A 16868-nucleotide genomic window follows, 5' to 3' on the forward strand; every position below is an offset into this window, starting at 1 on the left:
GCCGATGCCCAAGCCGATCGACATCGACAGCTATGCGAAGGGCGTGCTCGACGGGAAGCGCGCGCACATCGCGCGCGCCATCACCCTCGTCGAGTCCACCCGGCCCGATCACCGCGCCCACGCCCAGGAGTTGCTGACGCGGCTGCTTCCGCACTCCGGGCGGGCCCGGCGGATCGGCATCAGCGGAGTGCCGGGCGTCGGCAAGTCGACGTTCATCGACGCGCTCGGCACGCTCCTCACCTCGCTCGGCCACCGGGTCGCCGTCCTCGCCGTCGACCCGTCCTCGACGCGTACCGGCGGCTCCATCCTGGGTGACAAGACCCGGATGGAGCGCCTGTCCGTCGACCCGGACGCGTTCGTCCGGCCCTCACCGACCGCGGGCACGCTCGGCGGGGTGGCGAAGGCGACGCGCGAGTCGATCGTGGTGATGGAGGCCGCCGGGTACGACGTGGTGCTGGTGGAGACCGTCGGCGTCGGCCAGTCCGAGACGGCCGTCGCGAACATGGTCGACTCGTTCCTGCTGCTCACCCTGGCCCGTACGGGAGACCAGCTGCAGGGCATCAAGAAGGGCGTCCTGGAGCTGGCCGACGTGCTCGCGGTCAACAAGGCGGACGGCCCGCACGAACGCGACGCCCGCTCGGCGGCACGCGAACTCGCGGGCGCGCTCCGCCTCATGCACCCGGCCGACGCCGCCTGGACTCCGCCCGTCCTGTCCTGCAGCGCCCGCGAGTCCACCGGTCTCGACACGGTCTGGGAGCGCCTGGAGCAACACCGCGCACTCCTCGACTCCACGGGCCGCCTCGCCGCCAAACGCCGCGACCAGCAGGTCGACTGGACCTGGACCATGGTCCACGACGTCCTCCTGGAACGCCTGCGCGCGGATCCGAAGGTGCGGGAGCTGTCGCCGGAGCTGGAACAGCGGGTCAGGGAAGGCGAGTTGACGGCCACGCTGGCGGCGGAGGAGATCCTGCGGGCGTTCCGGGGCTGAGGTCCGTCCCCCGGGGCTCCGCCCCGGACCCCGGCCGTCTTCTCGGCTTTCCCGCCGTCGTGGCTGGTCGCGCCCCGCGGCGGAGCCGCAAGTGTCACAGCCCCGCGCCCCTGAAAAACCGGCCCCCCGGGGCTCACGCCGATGCCATGGCCGCCACCATCAGGATCATCTGGACCACGGGCAGCAGGGCCATCGCGAGTGCGGTGCCCGCGGCGACCATGCGCCACTCGCGCTGCGAACGGCGGTGCGGGAGGAGCCAGGACACGGCGAGCAGCACCAGGGAGGTCAGGCTCATCGCCTCGATGCCGCTGGTGTAGCCGTCGCCCCAGAACGTCAGGAACTGCCAGACGAGCAGCGGCAGTCCGGGGATCGATGCGGCCAGGGGCGCCTTCCACCAGGTCGCGTGGGGCCGAAGCTGAACGTCGTTGATCATCATGCGGCCACTGCAGCAGCCGTACGGGCCGCACGACATCCGCTCGCGTACTCACTTGGACAGGGTTCTTGGCAAAAAGGAACCAAGAACGATCACCACACGTCACATCCGCGCCGTATCGTCGCCCTGCGACGCCCCGCGCTGACCACGTTCGGGCGCCGCACCGCGACACAACCCCCCACACAGCACCCCCCACAGGAGCTACAAGTGTTCGGCGCCACACCCCCCACAGGCATACCCGAAAACCCCAACTCCCCGCTCGGCGCATGACCCCCACCAGGCGGCGCGGACGCCGCAACCGCCCGGTCTTCATCGAGCGTTCGGGGCGGCGCAGACGAGTGCTGCGCTCCGTCGCCGCGGTCCTCGGCTGCGCCTGCGCCGGGTATCTGCTGTTCCTCGTCGTCCTCGTGGACGCCGTACGGCAACCCGCCGGCACCGCACCCCCGCGCATGGACGTACCGCTGCAGACCACCCACGCCCGCCACGACACCACCGTCCCCGACGAGCAGACCCGACCGAACCGGCCACCCGCCCCCACGCCCACCACGACCGCCCCCGCCTCGCCGCGGGATCGGGGGTGAGCCCCCGGCACGCGCTGCGCCGTACCCCGCGAGGGCACTGGATCCTGCTGTTCCTCGTGCTGCCCGTGGTCACCATCAGCCTGCTCTTCGAGGGCTGGACCACGCACGAGGTCGACGCCGCGCGCGAAAAGGAGCCGTGCACCCGGCCCGTGCCCGCCGCCGCCGACGACGGCCAGCCGGTGCTCCGCCTCGACGGCGACCGGATCGAGACCGCGGGCATGCCGCCGCGCACCGCAGCGCTCACCTTCAACGGCGGCCCCGACCCGCACTGGACGCCGCGCCTGCTCGACCTGCTGCGCGAGCACGACGCGCACGCGACGTTCTTCCTGTACGGGGCACGCGCCGCCCGGCACCCGGCGCTCGTCCGCCGGATCAGGGCCGAGGGGCACGAGATCGGCTCGTACACGTACACCGGCGGCGACCTCGGCACCGCGTCCACGCTCCGCGCCCGGATGGAGCTGGCGCTCACGCAGACCGCGCTGGCCGGTACGGCCGGGGTCCGCACGCGGCTGCTCAGGCTGCCGCACACCACCGCCGCCGACACCCTGTGCGGCGCCGAGTGGCGGGCCGCCCAACGGGCCGCCGCCCAGGGCTACTTGCTGGTCGCCGCCGACCACAAGTCCCGCAGGCCCTCCCAGGGCGTGATCCGGCAGTACAGCCACACCGACCTCGGCTACCGGGAGGCGCGGGCCCTGCTCGGCAACCCGCGCATGGACAAGTTCAGCACCGTCACCGCCGGGCTCGGCCGGCCCACGCTCACCACGCCGGTCGGCGTCACCGAACGCCTCAAGGGCGAGGGCCTGTTGTGGGCGCAGACCCTCGGGCACGCCTTCACCCGCGCCATGGCCTGGGTGCTCGGCGTGGCGGGTGTGCTCGGTGTGGTGCGGCTGCTGCTTCTCGCCGTGTTCGCGCGCGCCCATGTGCGCCGCGTCGACCGGCTGCGTCCCGGCGCACCCCGGCTGCGGGAAGTGCACGACCCGGTGACCGTCCTCGTACCGGCGCACAACGAGGAGGCGGGGATCGGCGCCACCGTGCGCTCCCTGCTGGCCTCGCTCTACCCGCGCCTGCAGATCGTCGTGATCGACGACGGGTCCACCGACCGCACCCCGCAGATCGTCGAGGCCATCGACGACCCGCGCGTGACGCTCGTCCGCAGGCCCAACGGCGGCAAACCCCGCGCCCTCAACACCGGCCTCGCGCACGCCCGGCACGACATCGTGGTGATGGTCGACGCGGACACGGTCTTCGAGCCGGACGCGCTCTACCGTCTCGTCCAGCCGCTCGCCCACCCGGCCGTCGGCGCCGTCAGCGGCAACACCAAGGTCGGCAACCGCCGTTCCCTGCTCGGCCGTTGGCAGCATCTGGAGTACGTGATCGGCTTCAACCTGGACCGGCGGATGTTCGAGGTCCTGGAGTGCATGCCGACCGTGCCGGGCGCCATCGGCGCGTTCCGCCGGGACGCCCTCATGGGTGTGGGCGGCGTCAGCGAGGACACCCTCGCCGAGGACACCGACCTCACGATGTCGCTGTGGCGCGCGGGCTGGCGCGTGGTGTACGAGGAGTCCGCGATCGCCTGGACCGAAGTGCCCGGCACCATCGGCCAGTTGTGGCGCCAGCGCTACCGCTGGTGCTACGGCACGCTGCAGTCGATGTGGAAGCACCGCAGGTCCCTGGTCGAGATGGGCCCGGCGGGCCGCTTCGGGCGCCGCGGCCTCACCTATCTGACCCTGTTCCAGGTGGTGCTTCCGCTGTTCGCGCCGGTCGTGGACGTGTTCGCGCTGTACGGGCTCTGCTTCCGCGACCCCACCGAGGCCCTGCTGGTGTGGCTGGGCTTCCTCGTCGTACAGCTGGTCACCGCCGGGTACGCGCTGCGGCTCGACGGGGAGCGGCTGCGTGAACTCTGGGCGCTGCCGCTGCAGTTGTTCGTCTACCGGCAGCTGCTCTACCTGGTGGTCATCCAGTCGGTGATCACCGCCCTGCTCGGCACCCGGCTGAAGTGGCACCGCATGCTCCGCACCGGCACCGGCGACCAGCACCTCTTGGAGGAGGCCGACCGCCACTCGCCGGCCTCCGCCCGTTGACGAGGGGAGAAGAACCCATGCAGGACCCGCACCCCGCAGGACCGCAGTACGGGCAGGGACGGCGCGCGGGCCCGGTGATCGCCGTGACCGGGCCGCTCTGGCAGGACGAGGACGAGGTACTCCTGCGGCCACCCCCGCGCCGGGCGCGTTCCCGGCCGCGCCGCCGCAGGCGCCGCAGGCCGCTGCGCCGCGCGATGCTGTTCCTCCTCGCGCTGCTCCTCGCCACCCCGCTCGGCACGTACGCCTGGGCCGAGGCCCGCCTCAACCGCGACGTCGACCTCGGCACGTACGGGAACCGCCCGCCGCCCGGCAAGGGCACCACGTATCTGATCGTCGGCTCCGACAGCCGCGCCGGGCTGACCGCCGAGGAGCAGCGGGACCTGCACACCGGGGCGGTGTCGGGGCGGCGCACGGACTCGATGATCCTGCTGCACACCGGCGCCTCCGGCACCACCATGGTCAGCCTGCCGCGCGACTCCTGGGTGACCGTGCCCGCGCATCTGCGCACCTCGACCGGCAAGCGCACCAAGCCCGCGAAGAGCAAGCTCAACGCCTCGTTCTCGCGGGGCGGGCCCGAACTCCTCGCGCGTACCGTCGAGTTCAACACCGGGCTCCGGATCGACCACTACGCGGAGATCGGCTTCGCCGGGTTCGTGAAGATCGTCGACGCGGTCGGCGGCGTACGGATGTGCCTGCCGCGCGCCGTCCGCGACGAGAAGTCCGGGGCCGACCTCCCGAAGGGCTGCCAGCAGTTGGACGGCGCCGACTCCCTGGCGTTCGTACGGCAGCGCCACCAGGAGGCCGAGGGCGACCTGGGACGGACCCTCAACCAGCAGAAGTTCCTCGCGGCCCTCGCGAAGCGCGCCGCCACCGCGGACACGGTCCTCGACCCGACCGTCCTCTACCCGGCACTCGGCGCGGGCCTCGACACCCTCGTCGTCGACCGTGACATGACGCTGCGTCAACTCGCCGCGATGGTACGGGCGGTGCAGGGCGTCACGGACGGCCGCGGGCGGCGCATCAACGTACCGGTGGCGGCCGTCGGCATACCCACGCCCCAGGGCAGCGCGATCCGCTGGGACGAGGACGGCGCGCGGGAGCTGTTCGGGCGGCTGCGGCACGACCTGCCGGTGCCGGAACAGCTCCCGCGGCGCTGAGGGTCAGGCGTCGTGCGGGGGAGCGGTGGCGGCAAGTGGAGTGCGGGGGAGGGGAGTTGAGGCCTGTGCCGGGTCGTCGGCGTCCGTGGCGGCCTCGTCGAGGGTGCGGCCCCGGGTCTCCTCCGCCCAGGCCACGCACGCCAGGAACCCGACCGCGGTGACGGCCGCGCCCGCGTACATCGTGCCCGAGACCCCGATGTGCAGGAGGGACAGCGGGACCAGGTAGGTGCCGACCGCCGCCCCGATCTTGCTGAACGCCACCACCATGCCCACGGCGCTCGCCCGGATCGACGTCGGGAACAGCTCGTTGGGGTACAGCCATTCCAGGATGCCCGGCGCCCCGGCGAAGAACGCGTACAGCGAGAAGCAGCCGAGCACGACCGCGACCGGCGCGTCCGCCCACAGGCCGAGGACAAGGAGCGGAAGCGCCATCAGGGCGAAGGACCAGGTGATGACCGGGCGGCGGCCGACCGTCTCCAGGAGGCGCATCGCGGGGACGCAGCCGATCAGGAACAGCAGGCTGACCAGGGCGGCCCCGAGTGTGCCGACGGAGTGCTCGTCGAAGCCGAAGGCGCCCAGGAGTTGGGGGCCGAAGATATAGATGGCCCACATGGGGACGACCTGGCAGGTGTAGAAGAGCGAGACGAACATCAGGCGGCGCAGGTACTTCCCGCGGAAGAGCGTGCGCAGGTCCCCCTTGCCGCCCTTGTCCTTCTCCGGCGCGGACAGCTGCTCGCTCGGCACGTCCCGGCCGAGTACGCCGCGTACCAGCTCGCGCGCCTCCTCCACGCGGCCCTTCTCGATCAGCCAGCGCGGCGACTCCGGGATGCCGTGCCGCAGGAACAGCACGATCAGGCTGAGGACGGCCGAGCTGGCGAGCATCCACCGCCAGCCGCCCTCGGGCACGGCGAGCGAGATGGCGTATCCGACGACGTACGCGGCGAGCGCGCCGAAGTACCAGGACATGATCACCCAGCCCATGGCCCGCCCGCGCATGCGCCGGGGGCACCACTCCGTGAGCAGGGCCGTGGCGATCGGATAGTCCGCGCCGATGGCGAAGCCGATCAGGAACCGCAGCGCCACCACCTGCCAGGCCTCGACCGCGACGACGGAGGCGAGCGAGGCGACGAGGAGCACCGTCAGGTCGATGGTGTACATGCTGCGCCGGCCGAGCCGGTCGGTGAGCGGCCCGATCAGCAGGCCGCCGAAGAACATGCCCACGATCGCGGCGACGCCGATCACGGAGGCCGTGGACGTGCTGAGATCGAGATCCCGGCTCATGTCGACGAGCGCGACGCCGACGATGCTCAGCAGATAGCCGTCGAGCAGGGGGCCACCGCAGCAGGCCACAAGCAGCTTGCGGTGGAAGGGACTTGTGGGCGCCTCATCGATCACGTCGATGGTCAATGTTGCCTCCTGCGGAGGGGGATTCGTATGCGTCGGCCGAATTTCCGGGCGGCGGAAAACGGGGTGCCTTTCGGACGCGGGGTGGCGGCGAATTCAACTTGGCAGTCGGGTAAAACCGGGTCAACGGCACCGCTGAAATGGGCCAGACCGAAGATGAATTCCCCCGGTAGAAAAGGGCTATGGCCCCAGGAAAACGGCCCGTCGCTCAGGGAGCGGCCCGTACCGAGTCCACGAACGCCTGCGCCGCCGGCGACATCGGGCCCGATCGCCAGACGAGGCGGCCGCGAAGGAGCAGCCGCGGCCGTGTGGGCAGGACGAGCGCACCGCGCGCGGACGCGTCCACGGCCATCGAGCGGGTCAGCAGGGCGGCCCCGGCCCCGGCGAGGACGAGGGGCACGATCATCGCCCGGTGCGCGGTCTCCACGACGATGCGCGGGGTGACGCCCGAGGCCGCGCAGGCCTCGTCGAGGACGCTGCGGGTCGAGGTCCCGGGCGGCGTCGAGACCAGGTCGAGGGCGGCAAGCTCCGGCATGCCGACGTCGTCGCCGGCCGGGCGTTCGCCGCCCGGCGGAAGGACCACGAACAGCTCCTGATCGGGCACGTCCCGGCCCCGCAGGTCCGCCGCGGTGTCCCGTTCGGCCACCGTCGCGTCCACCAGGCCGAGCTCGCACTGTCCGCTGCGCACCATCTGCAGCACCTCGGAGCCCCGCTCGGGGTCCACCACCCGTACGGCGACCCGCGGATGCGCCTGCCGGAAGCGGCCGAGCAGCCCGGCGAGCGGGTCGGCGGCGAGGGTGGTCTGGGAGACGATGTCGAGTCGCCCGCCCTCCAGACCGAGCACCTCGCGCACCGACGACGTGGCGGTGGACAGGTCACGCATCACCTGCCGGGCGGGCCCGATCAGCGCCTCGCCCGCCGCCGTGAGCGTCACCCCGTGCGGTACGCGATGGAACAGGCGCCCGCCCAACTCCCGCTCCAGGGCCCGGATCGCGTGCGAGAGGGAGGGCTGCGCGACGTGCAGGGCGTGCGCGGCGGCGGTGAATCCCCGGTGCTCGACCACGGCGATGAAGTATTCGAGTTGGCGTCGCTCCACGAAAACCACGACCTCCCTGCCCCTGGTGGCCCAGGCGGTGTCTTCGACAGGCGGGAGTTCGAAGACAGGGCCTGGGGCGCCAGATCATGTCGTACCGCGAGAGCGGCCGACCGGGCCGCCCACATTCCGGACGACTCGCGCGGGATCAGTCCGCCGCACACCGGAAGCCGACGTTGCCGGTCGCCGAGTCCGGGGCGAGTCCCTGCCGGGCGGCGACGCGATAGCGGAGGCAGTACGACTCGTGGCACAGGTAGGAGCCGCCCTTGGCGACGTACGTCGTGGGGCCCGAGGAGAACGGGTCCGCGCACCACTCCCACACGTTCCCCGTGGTGTTGTGCAGCCCGAGCCCGTTCGGCTCGAACGCGTCCACCGGGCACGTCCCGTACCAGCCGTCGTCCTGCGTGTTCCGGACCGGGAACTCGCCCTGCCAGACGTTCATCCGGTGCCGGCCGCCCGGCGTGAGCTCGTCGCCCCACGGGAAGACGCGGCCCTCCAGGCCACCGCGGGCCGCCCGCTCCCACTCGGCCTCGGTCGGCAGCCGCTTGCCCGCCCAGGCGCAGTAGGCGAGCGCGTCCCGCCGGTCGACGTGGACGACGGGATGGTCCGGCCGGTCGTCCATGGAGGAGTGCGGTCCCTCGGGGCGCCGCCAGTGGGCGCCCTCGACCTGTCGCCACCAGGGCGCGGCGGCGACCCCGCGCGTCGGCGGGAAGTCGTCGGGCAGCAGGCCCCCGAAGACGAACGACCAGCCGATGCGCTCCGCCGAGGTGCGGTGCCCGGTCTCGGCCACGAACCGCGCGAAGTCCGCGTTGGACACGGCACACGCGTCGATCCGGTACGCGCCCGTGGACACCGTACGAACCGGCCCCTCCCCGTCCGCCGCATAGGCCGACTCGTGCTCGCTGCCCATCCGGAACTCCCCGGCCGGCAGGAACACCATCCCCGCGCGCGAAGCCGTCCGCGTACGGGCGGGAGCGGCGGCCGGACCCGCGTCCGGCCGCCGCCCGCCCGAGGGGGCGCAGCAGCTCACTGCGCCCCCATGACGCGCCGGTGCAGTCCACCCTCGTAGTCCTGCTCGTGCCCGGCAGGACCTTCGAGGTCGATGCGCACGGTGTGCACGGTCCCGGTGAACTCGTTGTCGATGACCGCGTACTCCTCGCTGACCGGGGTGCCCAGGTCCACGCCGACGTTCAAGGTCTCGTCGAAGGAGAAGTAGTACGGGATGGTCTGCTCGACGCGTCCCGTGGCCTGCTCCTTGCCGTCCACGGTGAGCGTGACCGCGCCGCCCTTGCCGAGCCCGCCCCCGTCGTAGCCGAACTCCAGGCGCACCTCGTGGCGGCCGGGGGAGAGCGGCAGGGCGGCCTCGATCCGGTAGCGGTGCAGGTCGAACCAGTTGTACTCGTACGCGGGCCGGCCGTCCTTGACGTACAGGGTCCAGCCGCCGAAGCGGCCGCCCTGCGCGATGAGCACGCCCCGCGCGTCCGGCTCCGGCGTCTCGATGTCCGCGGTGATGCTGTGCGAACGGTTCTTGACGTTGGGCGTGGTCTCCTCCGTGAAACGGCGCATGCCGCCCCGGTACGTCACGGAGGTGCGGTCGCCGAGCAGGTTGATGCGGCCGGCCACGGCGGGGTTCTCGCGTTCGGTGACGCGGTCGTCGAGGGGGAACACCTGGTGCTTGGCGGCCTCGATGAGGAACAGGTCCTGCAACCGCCGCAGTTTTTGCGGGTGTTGGGCCGCTAGGTCGTGGGCCTGGCTCCAGTCCGTGGTCAGGTCGTACAGCTCCCAGACGTCGTCGGCGAAGGGCCGGTCCTTGTCGGGGACCATCTCCCAGGGCACGCCGTGCCGGGTCACGGCCATCCAGCCGTCGTGGTAGATGCCGCGGTTGCCGCACATCTCGAAGTACTGCGTGCGGTGCCGCTCGGGCGCGTCCGCGTCGGTGAGCGTCGCGTGCATGCTCGTGCCCTCGACGGGCTGCTGCGCCACCCCGTCCACGCTGTGCGGCTGCGGGATGCCCGCGCAGTCCAGGACCGTCGGCAGCACGTCGATGACATGCGTGAACTGGTGCCGCAGACCGCCGCGTTCGGGCGCGCCCTGCGGCCAGTGCAGGATCATGCCGTCCCGGGTGCCCCCGAGGTGCGAGGCGACCTGCTTGGTCCACTGGTACGGGGTGTTGAGCGCGAGCGCCCAGCCGGCCGGGGCGATCGGGTAGCTCTTCGGCCCGCCGATCTCGTCCAGGTGCCCGATCATCTCCTCCGGGTCGTCCACCACCCCGTGCCCGAGCCGGTGCTCGACGACGGTGCCCTCGATGCCGCCCTCGCCGGAGGCGCCGTTGTCCCCGAGGATGTACAGGAACACCGTGTTGTCCAGCTCGCCGAGCTCCGCCAACACGTCCACGAACCGGCCCACTTGGGCATCGGCGTGCTCGGTGAACCCGGCGAAGGTCTCCATGAACCGGGCGGTGAGGCGCCGCTGGGTGTCGGACAGCTCGTCCCAGCGCGGCACGCCCTCGGCCCAGGCCGCCAGTTCGGTGCCGGGCGGCACGACCCCGAGCTCCTTCTGCTGCTCAAGGGTCAACTCCCGCTGCCGGTCCCAGCCGTGGTCGAAGCGGCCCTCGTACTTCTCCTGCCACTCGTGGGCCACGTGCAGCGGGGCGTGCGAGGCGCCGAGCGCGAGATACGTGAAGAACGGGCGGTCCGGGGTGAGCGTGCGCTGCGTGCGCACCCAGTCCACGGCGTGGTCCACGAGGTCCTCGGTGAGGTGGTAGCCGTCCTCCGGGCGCCGGTCCGGCTCGACCGGGGTGGTGCCCTGGTAGAGCTGCGGGTACCAGTGGTTCATCTCGGCGCCCATGAAGCCGTAGAAGGTGTCGAAGCCCTCCCCGGTGGGCCAGCGGTCGAAGGGGCCGACGGCGCTGATCTCCCGCGGCGGCGTCTGGTGCCACTTGCCGAACGCGGCCGTGCTGTAGCCGTTGCCCTGGAGGATCTGCGCGAGGGTCGCGGCACTGCGCGGCCGGAACCCGTTGTAGCCGGGCGCGGCGGTGGCCATCTCGGTGGTGCCGCCCATGCCGACCGAGTGGTGGTTGCGGCCGGTCAACAGGGCCTGCCGGGTGGGCGAGCAGAGCGCCGTCACATGGAAGCGGGTGTAGCGCAGGCCGTCCGCGGCGAGCCGGTCGGCGGTCGGCATCTCGCACGGCCCGCCGAAGGCGCTGGACGTGCCGAAGCCGAGGTCGTCCACGAGGACGACGACGACATTCGGCGCACCCGGCGGTGGCGGGACCGGGCCGATGGGGGAGAAGGCGCTGTCCTGTTCGTGCACGTCCATCGCGGTGGACACCGGCGTACGCAGGTCCGGCTGGGGCAGTACATGGCGTCCGGCAACGAAGTCCGACAAAGGTGCCTCCTCGAGCGTCAGCTGTTCGCCGTAAGAAAGGGGGGCTGCGATGTCAGAAAAATGGCAGCCGCCGTCCTGGCCGGTCAACAGATTCCCGAGGAGGAGCCGGGACTCAAATTGAATGCGCCCGGTAGAAAATTTCTATGGAGCAGAGGAATTCCCTATTCCCGCCCCTGCACCCCGCCCCTGCACCCCGCCCTTGCACCCCGCCCCTGCACCCCGCCCCCTACACCACCGGAACCGGCGAGAACCGCCCCGCGATCCGCAGATCCGCCTCGATCCGCGCGGCCGTGGCCCGCAGCTCCGGCAGCACCTCGTCCCGCACCTGCGCGGGCGTACGACGACTGCTGTGCATGGCGACGTTCACGGCCGCCACCGCGCGCCCGGACGCGTCCCGCACGGGCACGGCGAGGGAACGCAGCCCCTCCTCCAACTCCTCGTCGACCAGGGCATGCCGGGCCGCACCCACCTCGTCCAGGAGGGCGTCGAGCGAGGCCCGGTCGGTGACGGTGTGCGGGGTCAGCGCCCGCAGTTCGCTCCGGTCGAGCAGGGCGGCACGCTCGTCCGCGGGCAGGTCGGCGAGCAGCACGCGGCCCATCGACGCGGCGTACGCGGGCAGCCGGGTGCCGATGGTGATGTGCACGCTCATGATGCGGCTGGTGGCGACCCGCGCCGTGTACCGGATGGCGTCCCCGTCGAGCACCGCGAGCGACGCCGAGTCGTGCACCGTCCGGACCAGGGCGGCCAGATGGGGCGAGGCGATCTCGGGCAGTGTGCTGCGAGAGAGCGGCGCGTGCCCGAGGTCGAGGACGCGCGGCGTGAGCCGGAACTCGCGGTCGTCGCGGCGGACGAGCCCGAGGTGCTCGAAGCTCAGCAGGGCCCGGCGGGCCGTCGCGCGGACGAGCCCGGTGGCCTCGGCGACGGCGGTCAGGCTGAGCGCGTCCCGGCCCTCGTCGAAGGCGGTCAGCACGGTCAGGCCCCGGGCCAGGGACTCCACGAACCCGGAACCCAGCTCCTGCTTGGACGCCGTGGTCCAGTCGGTGAGCCGCGCCTCAGGCCGGGTGCGCGGGGCGGCGGGTGCCCGCAGCAGCCGCTCCATCGCGGCCACCGTGCGGCGCGCGCCGGGCAGCAGCGAGCGGCGCAGGGACGCGGCGCTGTGCCGACTGGTGTGGCTGACCACGCTGAGCGCGCACACCGTACGGCCCTCCGGGTCGCGCACCGGGAGCGCGACGGCGACGAGTCCCGGCTCGATCAGCTGGTCGTCCACGGCGAGCCCGGCGTCCCGAGCCTCGGCGGCGCGCCCCTCGAACTCCTTTACAGAAGAAGCAAGTTGAGGGGACTCGGCCTCGGTCTCGGGGCGGCCGGGGATGGCGGGAAAGCCCCGGTCGAGCGGGTCGGCGGCGCGCCGTTCACGCCAGTGCGTCCACTGCTCGTCGGTCCAGTCGGCGGCGAACAGGGCGCCGGGCGCGGTGCGTTCGGCGGGCAGCAGGTCGCCGATGCGGAAGGAGAGCGACATGGCGCGGCGCCGTGTCGACTGGTGCACGAAGCGGATGCCGTCGCCGTCCGGCACGGCAAGGGACACCGACTCGTCCAGCTCGTCGGCGAGTTGCTCGGCGAGCGGCCCCAGCGGCCCCGGCACGTGCAGCGCCCCGAGGAAGGCGTTGCCGAGCTCCATCAGGCGCGGGGCGAGTGACGCGGTGTGCGCGTCGAGCCGTACGTACCCCATGCGGGCCAGGGTCGCGGTGACGCGGTCGACGGTGGAGCGGGCCAGGCCGGTCGCGCGGACCAGCTCGCCGACCGGGCAGCGACCGTCGGCGGCGCCGAGCGCACGCAGCACGGCGACCCCACGCAGCAGCGGGCCGACGGCCTCGGCCGGCGGTCCGCTCGGGTCGGCGGGCGGGGGTGTGACGGCCATGGCTCCTCCGCTGCGATGCCGGTCGAGCCGTACGGAACCGGCCGTTGACATCGGGACCGGCCGCGCGCAGACTCGGGGCGCTCAAGAATGAACACAAGTTCACTGGGCGAACGCAGCCTAGCACTGCGGCGCCCACGCCCGAGCGCCCCGCACCGAGGAGGACCCTGATGCACCCCGAGCACACGCGTGTCGCCATCGTCGGCGCGGGGCCGGCGGGCCTGCTGCTCGCCCGCCTGCTGCACCGCGCGGGCGTCGACACCGTCGTCCTGGAGAGCCGGGACCGGGCGTACGTCGAGCGCCGCCAGCGCGCCGGAATCCTGGAGCAGGCCACCGTGGACGCCCTGCGCGCAGCCGGAGCCGGTGACCGCATGGACCGCGAGGGCATCCCGCACGACGGCATAGAGCTGCGCTTCGGCCGCCGCGCCCACCGCGTCGACTTCCCCGCCCTGACCGGCGGCCGGCGCGTGATGGTGTACGCGCAGACCGAGGTCGTCAAGGACCTCGTCTCCCTCCAACTCGCCGACGGGGGGCCGCTGTTGTTCGAGACCGAGGTGCGGGAGGTCACCGGCGCCGACACCGCCCGCCCCGTCGTCCACTACCGCCACGAGGGCCGCGACCGCACGCTCAGCTGCGACTACGTCGTCGGCTGTGACGGCTTCCACGGCGTCGTCAGGAACGCCGTCCCGGAGTCGGTGCGCAGCACGTACGAACGCGTCTATCCGTACTCCTGGCTCGGCATCCTCGCCGAAGCGCCGCCCGTCTACGACGAGTTGATCTACGCCCACTCGGAGCGCGGCTTCGCCCTCGCCAGCATGCGCTCGCCCCAGGTCGGCCGCCTCTACCTCCAGGTCCCGAACGGCACCGACCCCGCCGACTGGCCGGACGACCGCATCTGGGACGAACTCGACGCCCGCTTCGCCCTCGACGCCGAGCCCGCCCTGAAGCTGCGGCGCGGCCCGATCACCGCCAAGTCGGTCCTCCCGATGCGCAGCCACGTCACCGAACCCATGCGGTACGGGCGCGTGTTGCTCGCCGGTGACGCCGCCCACATCGTCCCGCCGACCGGCGCCAAGGGCCTCAACCTCGCCGCCGCCGACGTGATCGTCCTCGCCCGCGCCCTCACCGCCCGGTACCGCGACGGCTCGACGGCGCTCCTCGACTCGTACTCCGACACCTGCCTGCGCCGGGTCTGGCGCGCCGAGCACTTCTCGTACTTCATGACGACGACGCTGCACGCCGACCCGGACCAGAGCGCGTTCGACACCCGTCTCCAGCTCGCCCAGCTGGAGCGGGTGTCGACCTCGACGCACGCGGCGGCCGAACTGGCCGAGAACTACACGGGGTTGCCGATCTCGGACTGAGCCGGGGCGGGTGCGCGGCGGTCGGCGAGTCGGCCTGCGAGGGGGACCAGGGCGATCGCCGCCGCACCCACCAGGCCGGCCACCGCGAACGCCGTGAAGCCCCAGCTCTCGTTGCCGTTGGCGGCGAGCGCCCCGCCCAGCCACGGGCCGAGGACCGCGCCGGTACGCCCGACCCCGGTCACCCAGCCGAGCCCGGCGGCCCGCTCGCCGGCGCCGTACACGGTGTCGGTCGCGGCGTACACCATCACCTGCGCGATGAACAGCCACACACCGGTGATCGCCACGACCACGTAGGTGACGCCGAGCGGCAGCTGCTCCCTGAGGAGCAGCGCACCCGCGGCCGTGAGCACGAACCACAGCGCCGACACCCGCACCGCGCCGAACCGGTCCGCGGTACGGCCCGCGATCAGCATGCCGACGATGCCGCCCGCGTTGATGACCATCAGGAAGCTCACCGAGGACGTGAGGCCGTAGCCGGAGGCGCGCATCAGCTGCGGCAGCCACGTCGAAACCCCGTACACGAGCAGCAGCCCGCAGAACGAGGCGAGCCAGAGCAGCGGCGTCGACCCGCGCGTGCCCGGCGCGAACAGCGCGCGCACGGCGGCCAGTCGGCCCTTCACGCCGCTCGCGGGCGCCTCCACCGGCGTGGGCTCCGGCAGCCCGTACCGCACGGCCACCTCCCGCGCCCGCTCCCGCTGACCGCGCGCGAGCAGCACACCCGGCGACTCGGGCAGCAGCTTCAGGAGCAGCGGTACGGCGATCAGCGCGGGCGCGACCCCCGCCCAGAACACCCAGCGCCAGCCGACCGCGGGCGCGACGGTCAGGCCGAGACCCGTCGCCGCCCGCGTGGTACGAGGTCATCAGGACGCCCGTGGTCAGCGCGGCCCGGCGCGGCGGCGCGAACTCCAGGACCATCGCCAGGCACAGCGGCATCAGACCGCCGAGCCCGAGCCCCGCCAGGAACCGCCCGGCACCGAAGAGCCCCGGCGACATGGCGAGCGCGCACACGGCACTGCCGAGCGAGAACAGCGTCACGCTCGCCACCAGCATCGGCCTGCGCCCCAGCCAGTCCGTGAGGTTCCCGGCGACCAGCGCGCCGATCAGCATCCCCAACGTGGTCCAGCTCCCGATCGTCCCCGCCGACGCGGGCGTCAGGCCGAGCCCCGGGTCGTCGAGCATGTGCGGCATGACGGCGCCGTAGATGTTCACGTCCATGCCGTCGAAGAACACGGCGAGCCAGCACAGCGCGAGCACGGGAAGGACGGATCGGAAGGTGTGTGCGGGGGCCGGGCCGGGCGGCTGCGGCTCGGCGGACGCGCGGGAAGAAGTCATGGCAGTCCCTGAATCCCTGGGAACGAGCGGCTTGTTCGCGTGGCGAACTTCGCTTCACTGTTAGGAGCTGCATGAGTGTCGGGGCGGCGGGTGTGGCTGTCAATGAGTGGGACACGCCCTTTTCACACGCCCTTTTCACGCGCCCTTCTCGCGAGCCCTTGGTGGCCGCCCCCGCCCCGCTGCGAGCAGCGTCACGACCCGGTACGGGAATACGAACGTCCCACCGCACCTTGCACGCGACATGACCGCAGCACACCCCGCCCTCGACCCGCACGCCCCGACGCCCTCGGCTCCGCACCCCCTGGACCGGCCCACCCGCTCCGCGCTCACCGGGCCGCAGGCCCACCTCGCCGAGCGGCGCGGGCGTGTGCTGCGCTTCCCTGCCGACGTCTCACCCTGGCTCGCGCTGCCCGAGGACCCGCGGGCCGAGGACTGGGCGGATCTCGCCGCGCTCGTCGGCCCGGGCGGCACGTTCGCGCTCGCCGCGACGACGGACGTGACACCGCCTTCCGGCTGGGCCGAGACGTTCCGCGTCCCCGGCGTCCAGCTCGTCGACGACGGCGTGCGGGCTGCTCTCGATGAAGAGGCCGTACGGCTCGGCCCCGCCGACGTCCCGGAGATGCTCGACCTCGTGGAGCGCACCCGCCCCGGACCGTTCCTGGCGCGCACCGTCGAACTCGGCGGGTACGTGGGCATCCGCCGCGGCGGCGCCCTCGTCGCGATGGCCGGGGAGCGGCTGCGGCCCCAGGGGTACGCCGAGATCAGCGGAGTCTGCACCGACCCCGCACACCGCGGCCAGGGCCTGGCCGCCCGGCTCGTCCTGGCCGTCTCGGCGGGCATCAGGGCACGCGGCGAGCTGCCGTTCCTGCACACCGGCGCCGAGAACACCGGAGCCATCCGCCTCTACGAATCCCTCGGCTTCCGGCTCCGCAGAGAGCTGCTGTTCTTCGGCCTGGAGGTCCCGGTGACGGCCTCTTAGGCGTGCCCCTCTAGGGGCGCGGGGCTGTGACATTTGCGGCTCCGCCGCGGGGCGCGACCAGCCACAACGGCGCGGCAGCCGAACGACAGCCTCGAACCGGGGCCCGGGGGCGAAGCCCCCGAAGCCGACGGCAGTCTTTCGGGAAGGGGCGGGGCGG

General features: G+C 72.8%; 13 protein-coding genes and 1 pseudogene. 6 read left to right on the plus strand and 8 right to left on the minus strand.

Features of this window, described 5'->3' with window-relative positions; translation table 11 throughout:
- Window positions 1–4 precede the first annotated feature (4 nt).
- Entirely contained in the window at window positions 5–988 is a 984-nt protein-coding gene (gene meaB, locus RCO28_RS08860; protein WP_308940442.1) for a methylmalonyl Co-A mutase-associated GTPase MeaB, read from the plus strand.
- Window positions 989–1121: 133 nt separating this feature from the next.
- Here meaB and RCO28_RS08865 read toward each other — a convergent pair whose 3' ends face one another.
- Complete coding sequence (locus RCO28_RS08865; protein WP_308940443.1) at window positions 1122–1424, minus strand: hypothetical protein; 303 nt, start codon at window positions 1422–1424, stop codon at window positions 1122–1124.
- A 263-nt stretch (window positions 1425–1687) separates the two neighbouring features.
- Here RCO28_RS08865 and RCO28_RS08870 point away from each other — a divergent pair, with 263 nt between their 5' ends.
- The 3 genes from RCO28_RS08870 (at window position 1688) to RCO28_RS39325 (ending at window position 5240) form a co-directional block, all read left to right on the plus strand.
- Window positions 1688–2002 carry a hypothetical protein gene (locus RCO28_RS08870; RefSeq protein ID WP_308940444.1) on the plus strand — a complete coding sequence of 105 codons (315 nt, stop codon included), beginning with the start codon at window positions 1688–1690 and terminating at the stop codon, window positions 2000–2002.
- The gene (locus tag RCO28_RS08875; RefSeq protein WP_308940445.1) at window positions 1999–4083 is read left to right on the plus strand and encodes a bifunctional polysaccharide deacetylase/glycosyltransferase family 2 protein; all 2085 of its coding nucleotides are present in this window, start codon (window positions 1999–2001) and stop codon (window positions 4081–4083) included. Before RCO28_RS08870 ends, RCO28_RS08875 begins: the two co-directional genes overlap by 4 nt.
- Before the next feature lie 419 nt (window positions 4084–4502).
- On the plus strand, window positions 4503–5240 hold the full coding sequence (locus RCO28_RS39325; protein ID WP_374991133.1) for an LCP family protein: 738 nt from the start codon (window positions 4503–4505) through the stop codon (window positions 5238–5240).
- A gap of 3 nt (window positions 5241–5243) precedes the next feature.
- Here the strand turns inward: RCO28_RS39325 and RCO28_RS08885 are convergent, their stop codons facing one another.
- From RCO28_RS08885 to RCO28_RS08905, 5 genes are all read right to left on the minus strand, one after another.
- A complete protein-coding gene (locus RCO28_RS08885; RefSeq protein WP_308940447.1) occupies window positions 5244–6647 on the minus strand; it encodes an MFS transporter in 1404 nt (467 codons plus the stop codon).
- Between the two features lie 205 nt (window positions 6648–6852).
- The gene (locus RCO28_RS08890) at window positions 6853–7740 is read right to left on the minus strand and encodes a LysR family transcriptional regulator (protein WP_308940448.1); all 888 of its coding nucleotides are present in this window, start codon (window positions 7738–7740) and stop codon (window positions 6853–6855) included.
- Between the two features lie 145 nt (window positions 7741–7885).
- On the minus strand, window positions 7886–8677 hold the full coding sequence (locus tag RCO28_RS08895; RefSeq protein WP_308940449.1) for a formylglycine-generating enzyme family protein: 792 nt from the start codon (window positions 8675–8677) through the stop codon (window positions 7886–7888).
- An 86-nt stretch (window positions 8678–8763) separates the two neighbouring features.
- Window positions 8764–11124, minus strand: a complete 2361-nt coding sequence (locus tag RCO28_RS08900) for an arylsulfatase (RefSeq protein ID WP_308940450.1) — start codon at window positions 11122–11124, stop codon at window positions 8764–8766.
- A gap of 226 nt (window positions 11125–11350) precedes the next feature.
- Entirely contained in the window at window positions 11351–13039 is a 1689-nt protein-coding gene (locus RCO28_RS08905) for an IclR family transcriptional regulator C-terminal domain-containing protein (protein ID WP_308940451.1), read from the minus strand.
- Window positions 13040–13206: 167 nt separating this feature from the next.
- On the opposite strand from RCO28_RS08905, the gene RCO28_RS08910 reads away from it, so the two are divergent.
- Window positions 13207–14400 carry a 4-hydroxybenzoate 3-monooxygenase gene (locus tag RCO28_RS08910; protein ID WP_308940452.1) on the plus strand — a complete coding sequence of 398 codons (1194 nt, stop codon included), beginning with the start codon at window positions 13207–13209 and terminating at the stop codon, window positions 14398–14400.
- On the opposite strand, the gene RCO28_RS08915 is transcribed toward RCO28_RS08910, so the two are convergent.
- Together RCO28_RS08915 and RCO28_RS08920 are read right to left on the minus strand one after the other, a co-directional pair.
- Window positions 14373–15191, minus strand: a complete 819-nt coding sequence (locus RCO28_RS08915) for an MFS transporter (RefSeq protein WP_308940453.1) — start codon at window positions 15189–15191, stop codon at window positions 14373–14375. The genes RCO28_RS08910 and RCO28_RS08915 overlap by 28 nt on opposite strands.
- 109 nt (window positions 15192–15300) lie before the next feature.
- Window positions 15301–15732, minus strand: a pseudogene (locus tag RCO28_RS08920) (MFS transporter); the annotation flags it as partial.
- Between the two features lie 241 nt (window positions 15733–15973).
- On the opposite strand from RCO28_RS08920, the gene RCO28_RS08925 reads away from it, so the two are divergent.
- The gene (locus RCO28_RS08925; protein ID WP_308940454.1) at window positions 15974–16711 is read left to right on the plus strand and encodes a GNAT family N-acetyltransferase; all 738 of its coding nucleotides are present in this window, start codon (window positions 15974–15976) and stop codon (window positions 16709–16711) included.
- Window positions 16712–16868: the final 157 nt, after the last annotated feature.

Source organism: Streptomyces sp. LHD-70 (assembly GCF_031157275.1).
Lineage (GTDB): Bacteria > Actinomycetota > Actinomycetes > Streptomycetales > Streptomycetaceae > Streptomyces.

Bases quoted from the DNA above. Each gene is read 5' to 3' on its own strand.
- RCO28_RS08910 (WP_308940452.1), top strand. From the start codon at position 13,207: ATGCACCCCGAGCACACGCGTGTCGCCATCGTCGGCGCGGGGCCGGCG.
- RCO28_RS08895 (WP_308940449.1), bottom strand. From the start codon at position 8,677: ATGGTGTTCCTGCCGGCCGGGGAGTTCCGGATGGGCAGCGAGCACGAG.
- RCO28_RS08905 (WP_308940451.1), bottom strand. From the start codon at position 13,039: ATGGCCGTCACACCCCCGCCCGCCGACCCGAGCGGACCGCCGGCCGAG.
- RCO28_RS08865 (WP_308940443.1), bottom strand. From the start codon at position 1,424: ATGATGATCAACGACGTTCAGCTTCGGCCCCACGCGACCTGGTGGAAG.
- meaB (WP_308940442.1), top strand. From the start codon at position 5: ATGCCCAAGCCGATCGACATCGACAGCTATGCGAAGGGCGTGCTCGAC.
- RCO28_RS08925 (WP_308940454.1), top strand. From the start codon at position 15,974: ATGACCGCAGCACACCCCGCCCTCGACCCGCACGCCCCGACGCCCTCG.
- RCO28_RS08870 (WP_308940444.1), top strand. From the start codon at position 1,688: ATGACCCCCACCAGGCGGCGCGGACGCCGCAACCGCCCGGTCTTCATC.
- RCO28_RS39325 (WP_374991133.1), top strand. From the start codon at position 4,503: ATGATCCTGCTGCACACCGGCGCCTCCGGCACCACCATGGTCAGCCTG.